The following is a 12556-nucleotide window of genomic DNA, read 5'->3' as shown; positions in this document are numbered from 1 at the left end:
GCGCCGGGCTGCGGCGGAGCAGACTCCTGGGCGACACCGGGCTGGGGGAAACCCAGTGCGGTGCACGCGGGGGCTTGCCCACAATGCGCGGCACATTGCCACAGGAGACCCCATGCCCGCATCCCGCAGCCCCCACATCACCCGCCGCGCCGCACTGGGCGGCATTGCCACCGGCCTGGCCGCTGGCGCGTTTCCCGCCCTGGCGAACGAGCCGTATCCGAGCCGGGCCGTGACCATCATCGTCCCGTACACGGCGGGCGGCTCTACCGACATCGTCGCCCGGCTGATCGCACAGAAGCTGACCGAGAACCTCGGCCAGCCCTTCGTGGTGGACAACAAGGGCGGCGCCAATGGCGTTATCGGCATGGACATTGCGTCCCGCGCCGATCCCAACGGCTACACGCTGCTAATGAACACCGCCGGTGCGCAGGCGCTGGCGCCGGTGCTCTACAAGACCAAGTTCCACGCGCTGGACAGCTGGGAGCCGATCAGCCTGGTCAGCAGCATCCCGTTCGTGATCGTCGCGCGCGAGGGCCTGCCGGTGAAGACGTTCGCCGAGTTCGCCGCGCTGGCACGCGCTGGCAGCCCGCCACTGTCCGCATCGTCGGGCAGCAGCATGATCGTGCTGGCCACCGACCAGCTGAAGCGCGTGATCGGCGCGCCGACCATGATCAACGCGCAGTACAAAGGCACCTCGATGCAGGCGCAGGCGGTGATCAAGGGCGAGGTCGACGTCTCGGTGGATTCGTTCGTCACGCTGCCGCAGATCAAGGCCGGCAAGGTGCGCCCGCTGGCCGTGATCGCGCCGCAACGCGCGGCCTCACTGCCCGATGTGCCGACGCTGACCGAGCTGGGCGTGAAGGACATGGACTTCGCCAGCTGGGCCGGCCTGCTGGCCCCCAAGGGCACGCCCAAGGCCATCGTCGACAAGCTGTCTGCGGAGGTGCAGAAGATCGTGCGCACGCCCGAGATGCAGGAGCGGTTGAAGGGCCTGGACCACACGCCCGTGGGCGGCACGCCTGCCGAGTTCGCCAAGCTGATCGCCGATGACTATGCGCGCTGGGTGAGGGTGGTGAAGGAGACGGGTTTCAAGATCGAGGGGTGAGGGAAACGCTGGAGCCCGGCGTTCGGCGCGGCTCCCATCCCTGCAGATCTTCCACGCCCTGGAAGATCTGCAAGGTTTACCCCCCCAGCGCCCCCTGCGTATTCACATACAGCGCATACACCGACTGGCTCGCCGCCATGAACAGCCGGTTGCGGTGCCGCCCGCCGAAGCACAGGTTGGCACAGCGCTCGGGCAGCAGGATGCGGCCAATCGTCGTGCCGTCCGGCGCGAAGATGCGCACGCCGTCCTGGCCGTCGCCTGTGCCCCAGCCGGCCCACAGGTTGCCGTCCACGTCGCAGCGAAAACCATCGGGTGACGACGCGGGCTCGCAGGTGAAGAACACGCGGTCGTTTGTCAGCGTCGTGCCGTCGGCTGCCACGTCGAACACGCGGATGCGCTTTGGCGTGGCGCCGGATTCGACGATATACAGCCGCTTCTCGTCGGGCGAGAAGCACAGGCCGTTGGGCCGCGCCACGGCGTCGGTCACCAAGGTCGTCTTGCCGGTCGCCGGGTCGAAGCGGTAGACGCACTCGGGCCGCTCCGGTTGGGCCGGCACACCTTCGTACCAGCCCAGAATGCCGAACGGCGGGTCGGTGAACCAGATGCTGCCGTCGGACTTCACGACGATGTCGTTCGGCGAATTCAGCCGCGCGCCCTCGAACTGGTCGACCAGTGTGGTGATGCTGCCGTCGTACTCGGTGCGCGTGATGCGCCGGCCCAGGTGCTCGCAGGTGACCAGGCGGCCCTGGCGGTCACGCGTGTTGCCGTTGGCGTGGCCCGAGGGCTGGCGATAGATGCCGACGGCGCCGGTTTGCTCGTCCCACTTCATGATGCGGTCGTTCGGCACATCGCTCCACAGCAGGGTGCGCGTGTCGCCGAGCCAGACCGGGCCTTCGGCCCAGCGCATGCCGGTGGCGATGCGCTCGATGGCCGCCGCGCTGACGCGGTATTTCGCAAAGCGCGGGTCGAGCACGAGGACGGCCGGGTCGGGGTAGCGGGTTGCGGGTTGCCACATGGTGTGCACAGATGAGTGAAATGGGGCTGGCAGTATGCCCGGCCGACCGGGGGCCTTTGGCATGCTGTTCGCTGTGCGAAGAAGCAGGGGGAATAATCGGCCGTTGGCCGCCCGCTCCGGGCCTGCCGCTTCGGAGCTTCCCCGTGAACCCTTCCTTCCTGTCCATCGGCTGGCGCACGCTATGGCGCGACTTGCGCTCGGGCGAGCTGCGCCTGTTGCTCGTGGCGGTCACGCTGGCCGTGGCCGCGCTGACAGCCGTGGGGTTCTTTGCCGACCGCCTGCAAGGCGGCCTGCAGCGCGATGCGCGCCAGCTGATCGGCGGCGATGTCGTGGTCGCCAGCGACAACGCGCCGCCGGCCTCGTTCGAGCAGCAAGCCCGCGCGCTGGGCTTGCAGACCGTGTCGACGCTGGGCTTTCCCACCATGGGCCGGGCCGGTGAGGGGCAGGGCGGTGCCAGCCGGCTGGTCGCGCTGAAGGCCGTGCCCACGGGCTACCCGCTGCGTGGCAGCATGAAGGTGGCCACCCAGCCTGACGACGAGGGTGCGGTCACGCGCGACATCCCGGCGCCGGGCGAGGCCTGGGTCGATGCGCCGCTGCTGGCCGCGCTGAACCTGAAGATGGGCGACCCGCTGCTGCTGGGTGACAGCAGCTTTCGCATCAGCCGCATCATCGTGATCGAGCCCGACCGTGGCGGCGGCTTCATGAGCTTTGCACCACGCGTGATGGTCAACGCCGCCGACCTGCCGGCCACGCAGCTGGTCCAGCCGGCCAGCCGCATCACCTGGCGCTTCGCCGTGGCGGGCGACGAGCCCGCGGTGCAGAGCTTCACGCGCTGGGCCGACGCCGAGGTCAAGAAGCCCGAGGTGCGCGGCCTGCGGATCGAATCGCTGGAGAGCGGGCGGCCCGAGATGCGCCAGACGCTGGACCGGGCTGAGAAATTCCTGAGCCTGGTGGCGCTGCTGTCGGCCCTGCTGAGCGCCGTGGCAGTGGCGCTGGCGGCGCGCGCGTTCGCCGCCAAGCACCTGGACGACTGCGCCATGCTGCGCGTGCTGGGCCTGCCGCAGCGCACCATCGCGCTGAGTTATGGCTTCGAGTTCGCGCTGGTCGGCCTGTTCGCCAGCGCGCTGGGCGTGGCGATCGGCTTCGCTGTGCACTACGTCTTCGTGCTGCTGCTGGCTGGTTTGGTGGAGGCGACCTTGCCCGGTGCCACGCTGTGGCCCGTGGCCTACGGTTTGGGCATCGGGCTCACGCTGCTGTTCGCCTTCGGCCTGCCGCCGGTGCTGCAGCTGGCGCAGGTGCCACCCTTGCGCGTGATCCGGCGTGACGTGGGGCAGTTGAAGCCCACCTCCATCGCCGTGCTGGCGCTGGGTGTCGCAGGCTTTGCCGGCCTGTTGCTGGCCGTCAGCAGCGACATCAAGCTGGGGCTGATTGCGGTGGGCGGCTTTGCCGGCGCGGTGCTGCTGTTTGCCGCGCTGTCGTGGGTCGCGGTGTGGGTGCTGCGCAAGAGCGTGAACGAGAGCACTGCGCCACGTTGGCTGGTGCTGGCCACGCGGCAGGTGTCGGCGCGGCCGGCCTACACCGTGGTGCAGGTCAGCGCGCTGTCGGTGGGCCTGCTCGCGCTGGTGCTGCTGGTGCTGTTGCGTACCGACCTGATCGGCGCCTGGCGCCAGGCCACGCCCCCGGACGCGCCGAACCGCTTCGTCATCAACATCCTGCCCGAGCAGGGCGATGCGTTCCGCAAGACGCTGGCCGATGCCGGCGTCAAGCAGTACGACTGGTACCCGATGTTCCGCGGTCGCCTGGTGGCGGTGAACGGCACGCCGGTCAGCCCGTCCGACTTTGTGGACGAGCGCGCGCAACGCATGATCGACCGCGAGTTCAACCTCTCGCACGCCAGCCAGCAGCCGCCGCACAACGCGCTGGTGGCCGGCCGCTGGACGCCGGAGGAGCAGGGCGCCGTCAGCGTCGAAGAGGGGCTGGCGGTCACGCTGAACCTGAAGCTGGGCGACACGCTGCGTTTCGACATCGGCGGTGCGCAGTCGGATGCCCGCATCACCTCGCTGCGCAAGGTCGACTGGGGTTCGCTGCACGCCAATTTCTTCGTGATGTACCCGGTGGGGGCGATGCCGGACTTGCCCATCACCTACCTGGCGGCCTACCGCGCACCCGAGGCGGCGGGCTTCGACAACGGGCTGGTGCGGGCCTTCCCGAACGTGACGAACGTGGACATGAGCGCCGCGCTGGCCCAGGTGCAGCGCGTGCTGGACCAGGTGGTGCGGGCGGTCGAGTTCCTGTTCGGCTTCACGCTGGCGGCCGGGTTGGTGGTGCTGTTCGCGGCCATCACGGCCACGCGGGAAGAGCGGGCGCGCGAGTTCGCCATCATGCGGGCCGTGGGCGCCAGCAGCGTGTTGCTGCGCCAGGTGCAGCGGGCCGAGCTGGCGGGCGTGGGTGTGCTGGCCGGGCTGCTGGCCACCACGGTGGCGATGGTGGTGGGCTGGGCGCTGGCACGCTTCGTATTCGAGTTCGCGTGGTCGGGCTCGCTGTGGGTGCTGCTGGTGGGCGCGCTGGCGGGCGCGGTGCTGGCGCTGGGGGCGGGGTGGTGGGGGCTGCGCGATGTGCTGCGGCGGCCGGTGGTGGAGACGTTGCGGCGGGCGGCTGTCTGAGCTCCTGCGGGGGCGGGAGCGGAGTCGTTGGAGCGGTGCGCGATCAGGGCGACGGTAGTGGGCAACGACGGTGGGACAAGAAGGATTGGGAAATGCAGATCGACGAGAAAGCGGCGTTCGCTACGCCATTCGAGTGGATGGGTGGTGAAGGCAAGGTGCGTGCGCTGGTCGACCGGTTCTATGACCTGATGGACCTGGAGCCCGGCTACGCCGCGCTGCGTGCCGCCCACGGCGACACGCTGGACAACGCGCGGCAGCGGCTGTTTTGGTTTCTGTGCGGGTGGCTGGGTGGGCCCTCGTACTACACCGACCAATTCGGCCACCCGCGGCTGCGGGCGCGGCACATGCCGTTTTCCATCGGCATCCTGGAGCGCGACCAATGGCTGGCGTGCATGGACCAGGCGATGGGGGAGACCGGTGTGCCGCAGGACTTGCGCGCTCGGCTGAGGGACAGCTTCTTTCAGACGGCGGATTGGATGCGGAATCGGGGTGGGTGAGGCGCCGGCCGAGGCCCCGGCGTCACGCATGGCGTCACATGAAAGTAGTCTTTAAGACATTCTGTTTGAATTAAAGAATGCTTTAATGTGTATGGGCGTTTGAAAGCCCACTTTCATACACGATGCGCACTACCGGCACCTACACCACCACGACGACGCTCAGCGAATCGGTTCGGGCCTTCGTGCCGAATCCGCTGCCACCGGATGAGCCCGAGCTGGCTCCCGAGTCCTACACGGCCGCATCGCGCGCCGCCGAAATGGCCCTGGCCCGGCTTTCCGGGGTGGCAGGCCTGGTGCCTTCGGTCGACTGGCTGCTTTACAGCGCCATCCGCAAGGAGGCGCTGCTGACCTCACAAATCGAAGGGACCCAGGCCACGCTCACCGATCTGTTCGACGACGAAGCAGGCTTGGCCGTCGCGAACACCGACGACGTGGAGGAAGTGACCAACTACCTGCGTGCCTTTCGCCTGGTGCGCGACAACCTGCGCAGCCCCACCGGATTGCCTATCTCCGTGCGCCTGCTGTGCGATGCGCACCGGTTGCTGCTGGACGGCGCCCGCGGCACGGGCAAACAGCCTGGCGAACTGCGCCGTTCGCAGAACTGGATCGGCGGCTCGCGGCCCGCTCGGGCCGCGTTCGTGCCGCCACCGCCGGACCGCGTGCCCGCGCTGTTGGCCGATCTGGAACGCTTCATCCACGCACCGGATCCAGGCTTGCCGCCCCTTGTGCGGGTCGCGCTGGTGCATGTGCAATTCGAAACCATCCACCCCTTCCTGGACGGCAATGGTCGTATCGGCCGCCTGTTGATCGCGGCGCTGCTGGAGCAGTGGGGGCTGATGCCCGAGCCGCTGGTTTGCCTCAGCAGCTACCTGAAGCAGCACCAGATCGAGTACTACCGTCGACTGGGCGCCGTGCGGACGGAGGGTGACTGGGAAGGCTGGATTGGCTTCTTCCTCGATGGCGTCGAAACCGCCGCCAGCGAGGCCGAACGCAACATCGTCGCCGTCGCCAGCTTGGTCAATGCGGACCGACGCCGCCTGCTGGCAGCGCCGCGCGTGGGTGCCGTAGCGCTGCGCCTTTTCGAGCTGCTGCCGTTGATGCCGCGCTTCACCGTCGAGCGGGCACGCCAGACATTGGAGACCACGTTTCCGACCGCGACCGCCGCCATCAAGTTGCTGGAGGAATTGGGCATCGTGACCGAACTGACAGGGCAGAAGAAGCACCGCAGCTTCAGCTACGCGGCTTACGTGGGGCTGCTGGCAGGCGACGTGTGACGATGGCGTGGTGACCGCTGCGCCGACCTGACGCCGCGCAGGGTTCGTCCCCGAATTGACCCCCGAACCCCCCCCAGTTCCCCCCATCCCCGCACCCTGCCCATGCTGAAATCCCGGCTGTCCCATGGCCGACCGATTCCCGCATTCGACGATCCAGTGCCTCGCCGCGGTCGCACAGCACCACCACCTGCCGATCAACCCTGAACGGCTGGTAGAGGACTACGCGCTCGCGGCCGAGGAGCCGGCACCCGCCACGGTGCTGCGCATCGCTGCGGACATCGGACTCAAGGCCCGGCACGAGAAGCTGGACTGGGCCGGCCTGCTGGCGCAGCAGGGCGTCTTCCCCTTGATCGCGCGGCTGGCCGACGGCAGCTGCGTCATCGTCGTCAGCGCTGGCCGGGACGAGGCGGGCACCAAGGCCGACAACAACGCCCACGCCGGCCATGTCGCCGTGCTGAACCCGCTGGCCGACCGCCCCACCGAGGTGCTGCGGCTGGACCACGCCAAGTTCTGCAAGCTTTGGCGCGGCGAGGTCTACCTCATCAAGCGGCTGTTCGCGCTGCCCGAGGCCGAGCGCAAGTTCGGCCTGCGCTGGTTCGTGCCCGAGATCCTCAAGCAAAAGGCCGCGCTGCGCGACATCGCGATTGCCGCGCTGGCCATGCACCTGCTGGCGCTGGCCTCGCCCATCTTCTTCCAGCTGGTCATCGACAAGGTGCTGGTGCACCAGAGCATCTCCACGCTGTGGGTGCTGGCCGTGGGCGTGGTGATTGCGCTGGCGTTCGACGCGCTGTTCGGCTTTCTGCGGCAGATCCTCACGTTGTCGGCCACCAACAAGATCGACATGCGGCTCACGCGGCGCACCTTCGGGCACCTGCTGTCGCTGCCGATCGACTACTTCGACACCACCAGCGCCGGCGTGATCACGCGGCACATGCAGCAGGTGGAAAAGATCCGCGGCTTCCTCACCGGGCGCATGTTCTTCACGGTGCTCGACGCCACTTCGCTGTTGATCTTCCTGCCCATCCTGTTTGCCTATTCGATGAAGCTGGCGCTGATCACGCTGGCCTTCACCTGCCTGATCGCAGGCGTGGTGGCGGTCATGGTGCCGGTGTTCCAGCGCCGGCTGAATGACCTGTACATCGCCGAGGGCGCGCGCCAGGGGATGATGGTCGAGACCATCCACGGCATGCGCACGGTGAAGGCGCTGGCCATCGAGCCGGCCCAGCGCCGGTTGTGGGACCAGCGCTCCGCGCAGTCCATCAACATGCAATACCGCGTCGGCAAGATCGCCGTCACCGGCGCGGCCATCACCGACTTTCTGGGCAAGCTGCTGCCGGTGGTCATCATCTCCATCGGCGCGCAATTGGTGTTCGATGGCGAGCTGTCGGTCGGCGCGTTGATCGGTTTTCAGATGCTGGCCGGGCGCGTGGTGCAGCCGCTGATCGCCATCGTCGGCCTGGTCAACGAGTACCAGGAGACGGCGCTGGCCGTGCGCTACCTGGGCGAGGTGATGAACCGCCCGTCCGAGGGCCGCGCCAGCGCCGGCGGGCTGCGGCCCACCTTGGCCGGCGAGATCTCGTTCGAGGACGTGACCTTCCGCTACCCCGGCGCCAGCGCCACTGCGTTGGACCGGGCCAGCTTCACGATTGCGGCCGGCACCGTGGTCGGCATCGTCGGGCGCAGCGGCTCGGGCAAGACCACGTTGACCAAGCTGATCCAGGGCCTGTACAGCGTGCAGGAGGGCATCGTGCGCTTCGACCGCGTGGATGCGCGCGAGATCGAGCTGGCCCACCTGCGCCGCCAGATCGGCGTGGTGCTGCAAGAGAACTTTTTGTTCCGCGGCACGGTGCGCGAGAACCTGTCGATGGCCCGGCCCGAGGCCACGTTCGAAGAGATCGTCGCGGCGGCAGAAGCATCCGGCGCGGCCGAGTTCGTCGAGCGGCTGCCGCAGGGCTACAACACCATGCTGGAAGAGAACGCGTCCAACCTCTCGGGCGGGCAGAAGCAGCGGCTGTCGATCGCGCGTTCGCTGCTGACCCAGCCGCGCATCCTGGTGCTGGACGAAGCCGCCAGCGCGCTGGACCCGGAGAGCGAGGCGATCTTCATCCGCAACCTGTCCAAGATCGCCGTGGGCCGCACCGTGGTGATGATCTCGCACCGACTTTCCACGCTGGTCAAGGCCGACGCCATCATGGTCATGCAGCACGGCAAGCTGGTCGACAAGGGCCGACATGAGGAGTTGCTGACGCGCTGCGAGACGTACCAGCACCTGTGGAACCAGCAGACGAGCCATATCTGATCACCATGGCCTGGCACTCCTTTCTCACTCGAAAGCGCGGCAAGACCGTCGTCGAATACCTGCCCGACGCCGACGAGATCGAGCGCAGCCCGGTGCCGCCGATGGCGCGCATCACGCTGCATGTGTTGCTGCTGGCCATCGTGCTGTTCGTGGCCTGGGCCAGCCTGTCGCAGGTCGACCAGGTGGTGGTCGCCAAGGGCCGGCTGGTCAACCCGCTGCCCAATGTCGTGGTGCAGCCGCTGGAGACCTCGGTGATCCAGTCGGTCGACGTGCGCGTGGGCCAGGTGGTGAAGAAGGGCGACCCACTGGCCTCGCTCGACGCGACCTTTGCCCAGGCCGATGAGACGCAGATGCGCCAGCGCCTGGCCAGCCTGGAGACGCAGGCCCAGCGCCTGCAGCAGGAGCTGTCGGGTAGCGAGCGCGGCGGCGCGGGCGTCGATGCGGACAGCCTGCTGCAGGCCCGCCTGCTGGCCGAGAAGAAGGCCAACTACCGCGCCCAGCAGTCTCGCCTGTCGGAAACCTCGGCCAAGCTGCGCGCCGCGCTGGCGACCAACCGGCAAGACCAGCTGCTGGTGGCCTCGCGCCTCAAATCGCTGCAGGACATCGAGGCCATGCAGGAGAAGATGGTGGCGCAGAAATACGGCTCGCCGCTGCAACTGCTGGAGGCGCAGCAACGCACCAAGGAGGTGGCGCGCGAGCTGGAAATGGCCATCAGCCGCGAGCAGGAATTGCGGCGCGAGCTGGCCGCGTTCGATGCCGAGCGGCAGGCGTTCGAGAAGGGCTGGCGCCAGAAGATCCTGGAAGACCTGCTCACCGTCTCGCGCGACCGTGACGCTGCGCGCGAGCAACTGCAAAAGGCCGAGCGGCGCCAGAAGCTCGTGACACTGGTGGCGCCGCAAGACGCCGTGGTGCTGGAGATCGCCAAGCTCTCGCCGGGCTCGATCGTGCGCGAGGCCGAAACCTTCTTCACGCTGGTGCCGCTCAACGTCAAGCTGGAGGCCGAGGTGCAGGTCGAATCGGCCGACGTGGGCTACATCCGCCTGGGCGACAAGGCGCATGTGAAGCTGGCGACGTTTCCGTTCCAGCGCCACGGCACGCTGGATGCGAACGTGCGCACGCTGAGCGAAGACGCCTTCCAGCGCGATGCCACGCGCAACAGCGCCGACGCGTTCTACGTCGTGCGCCTGGCGCTGGCGCAGACGGAGCTGAAGAACATGGCCGACAAGGCGCGCCTGCTGCCCGGCATGACGCTGGACGCCGAGATCGTGGTGGGCCGGCGCTCGGTCATCTCCTACCTGGCCTGGCCGCTGACCAAGGGCCTGGACGAAGCCATCCGCGAGCCTAGATAGAGATGCACCCCCCAGTCTCCGCGCTGCGCGAGCGAGCGAGAACAACCCCCCAGCGGCTGCGCCGCTCCCCCCTTCTGCTGCGCGAAGGGGGGCGCACCCAGTGGCCTGGCAGAGCCAGTTCCACGGGTGCCCTGGCCGGGCTGCTTCTCGGGCTTGGGTGGTTGCGTGAACAAGCCGCATCGGCCTGGCAGAGACAGTTCCGCGGGTGCCCTGGCATGGGCTGCTCTGCGGCCACCGGACGCTGAGCATGTCGTCGCGCGAGGGCAAGCATTTCGCTGAGACGCTGAAGGCCGCGCGCATCGGCGTGCTGGAGTCGCAATACCAGGTCGGCCTGATGTATGCCAACGGCGTCGGTACGCCGCTGGATCTGGAACAGGCGCTGCTGTGGATCGGCAAGGCGGCCGAACGCGGCATGGCCACTGCGCAGTATTTGCTGGGCACGCGCTATGCCTTGGGGCTGGATGTCGAGAAGGACGAAGCCAAGGCCTACGGCTGGTTCCAGCGCGCGGCTGAGCAGGGCCACCTGAAGGCGCGGCTGCGCATGGGCCGGTTGCAGGCGCAGGCGCCGGCGGCGCTGGCGCGCGCCACCTATCTGCAGGCAGCGGGCGCAGGCCTGGCCGAAGCGCAATGGGCCGCAGGGCAGGCGCTGGCGCAGGGCGAGGGTGGCCCGCGCGACGAAGCCCAGGCATTGCGATGGTTCATGCTGGCAGCGGCGCAGGATTTCGGGCCCGCGCAGCTGGCCGTGGCGCAGGCCTATGCGCGGGGCCTGGGCACCACGCCCGACCCGGCCGCTGCTTTGACGCTCTACCGCCGGGCCGCGCGGCAAGGCCAGCCGGCCGCAGCCACGGCGCTGGCGGCACTGGGCGAGCCGGTGCCCGACATGCTCGCCGCACGCTGGGCCCGCGCCGCCGAGGCCGGCGACGCCGACGCGCAGTGGCACCTGGCCGAGATGTTTGCCCACGGCATCGGCCTGCCCGCCGATGCGCAGAGCGCCGCAGCCTGGTACGCGGCGGCCGCGCGCCAGGGCGATGTGCGGGCGCAGTTGGCGCTGGCCCGGCAGCTCGAAGCGCAGGGCGATGCGGACGCGTTGGACTGGTACCGCCAGGCGGCCGAGCAGGGCGACGCGGACGCGCGGTTCGCGCTGGGCCGCCTGCACGCAGCCGGCACGCTGGGCGCCGCCGACCCGCTGCAAGGGCTGGGCTGGACGCTGCGCGCCGCCGGCCAGGGCGATGCGCGGGCGCTGCAGACGCTGGGCGAGCTGTTGCAGGGTGACACCGACCATCTGGCAGCCGCCGCGCTGGCCCAGGCCGCCGAGCAGGGTGCGGCCGAGGCGCAGTTTCAGCTGGCCGGCCTCTATGCCAGCGGCCGGGGTGTCGTGCGCGACGCGAACCAGGCCGCCACCTGGTACGCACGCGCCGCGCGGCAAGGCCATGTCGGCGCCCAATCGGCACTGGGCGTGTGCCACCGCAACGGCCAGGGCGTGGCGCGCGACGCCGAGCAGGCACGCCACTGGCTGCGGCAGGCGGCCGAGCAGGGCGACGCCATGGCGCAGTGGCAACTGGGGGCGCTGTGCGCCAGCGCGGACAACGGCGCCCGGCGCGACCTGCGCCAAGCCTTCGTCTGGTGCCGCGAGGCGGCCGACCAGGGCTTCGCGCCGGCGCAGGCCAGCCTGGCGCTGCTGCACGCGCGCATCCGCCAGCCCGAGCAGGCGGTCGCCTGGTGGCAGCGGGCGGCGCAGCAGGGCGATGCGGAGGCCCAGTTCAACCTCGCGCAGGCGCTGGCCAAGGGCCGGGGCATCACCGTCGATGCGGCCCAGGCCTTCCACTGGTTCGCGGCGGCGGCCGGGCAGGGCCTGCCGGCAGCCCAATCGCGGCTGGGTTTGCTCTATGCGACCGGCCAGGGTGTGGCGGCCGATGCGATCGAAGCCTGCAAGTGGTTCGCCATCGCCGCCGCCGGTGGCGATGCGCCTGCCGCCGCCAATCTGCAACGCGCCCACGCCCGGCTGCAGGCCGACGCGCTGGCCGAGGGCACGCGCCGCGCCCAGGCCTGGATGGCCGCTGCCGCGGCGCCGGCCGTCCACCGTCCCGCCCGCTGATCTGCCCGTGCGGCGGCCGGTGGCCGCCCTCGCTACCGGCGCAAGACGGCTTATATGTCTGATATTCGGACGAACGAAGACAAAGATTTCTTCAAAAAACGCTCAAGTCCGGCCGCCTTCCGCCGTTAATGACGAGCGGGCAGGAAGCGTGCAGTGCCTTCGGTGTCAGGAAAAAACCGCCTGACCGGTAGGCGCTGTCCGACAGCGGGTAGGGGGCTACCGTTCCTGTTCACGAACTTGCACACTAAATTAGTGTGCT

Annotated in this window: 8 protein-coding genes; 7 read left to right on the top strand and 1 reads right to left on the bottom strand. The window is 69.1% G+C overall.

The features are described from left to right. The first annotated feature begins 112 nt into the window (after positions 1-112). Positions 113-1105 (top strand): Bug family tripartite tricarboxylate transporter substrate binding protein, encoded by a 993-nt coding sequence (locus AC099J_RS11365; protein WP_479615345.1) that lies wholly within the window; start codon positions 113-115, stop codon positions 1103-1105. A 76-nt stretch (positions 1106-1181) separates the two neighbouring features. Here AC099J_RS11365 and AC099J_RS11360 read toward each other — a convergent pair whose 3' ends face one another. After that, a complete protein-coding gene (locus AC099J_RS11360; protein ID WP_479615344.1) occupies positions 1182-2120 on the bottom strand; it encodes an SMP-30/gluconolactonase/LRE family protein in 939 nt (312 codons plus the stop codon). Between the two features lie 143 nt (positions 2121-2263). Between AC099J_RS11360 and AC099J_RS11355 the strand changes: the two genes are divergently transcribed. The 6 genes from AC099J_RS11355 to AC099J_RS11330 all read left to right on the top strand — a co-directional run bounded on the left by AC099J_RS11355 (position 2264) and on the right by AC099J_RS11330 (position 12297). Then, complete coding sequence (locus AC099J_RS11355; protein WP_479615343.1) at positions 2264-4783, top strand: ABC transporter permease; 2520 nt, start codon at positions 2264-2266, stop codon at positions 4781-4783. Positions 4784-4875: 92 nt separating this feature from the next. After that, positions 4876-5280, top strand: coding sequence for a group II truncated hemoglobin (locus AC099J_RS11350; protein WP_479615342.1), 405 nt, complete (start codon positions 4876-4878; stop codon positions 5278-5280). A 122-nt stretch (positions 5281-5402) separates the two neighbouring features. Further along, complete coding sequence (locus AC099J_RS11345; protein ID WP_479615341.1) at positions 5403-6554, top strand: Fic family protein; 1152 nt, start codon at positions 5403-5405, stop codon at positions 6552-6554. A gap of 124 nt (positions 6555-6678) precedes the next feature. Then, positions 6679-8853 (top strand): peptidase domain-containing ABC transporter, encoded by a 2175-nt coding sequence (locus AC099J_RS11340; RefSeq protein ID WP_479615340.1) that lies wholly within the window; start codon positions 6679-6681, stop codon positions 8851-8853. A gap of 5 nt (positions 8854-8858) precedes the next feature. Next, complete coding sequence (locus AC099J_RS11335; protein ID WP_479615339.1) at positions 8859-10202, top strand: HlyD family type I secretion periplasmic adaptor subunit; 1344 nt, start codon at positions 8859-8861, stop codon at positions 10200-10202. 247 nt (positions 10203-10449) lie between these two features. Continuing rightward, on the top strand, positions 10450-12297 hold the full coding sequence (locus tag AC099J_RS11330) for a tetratricopeptide repeat protein (RefSeq protein ID WP_479615338.1): 1848 nt from the start codon (positions 10450-10452) through the stop codon (positions 12295-12297). Positions 12298-12556: the final 259 nt, after the last annotated feature.

Source organism: Rhodoferax sp. RT4P68, from assembly GCF_056521305.1.
This window is presented reverse-complemented; position numbering and strand designations above follow the sequence as displayed.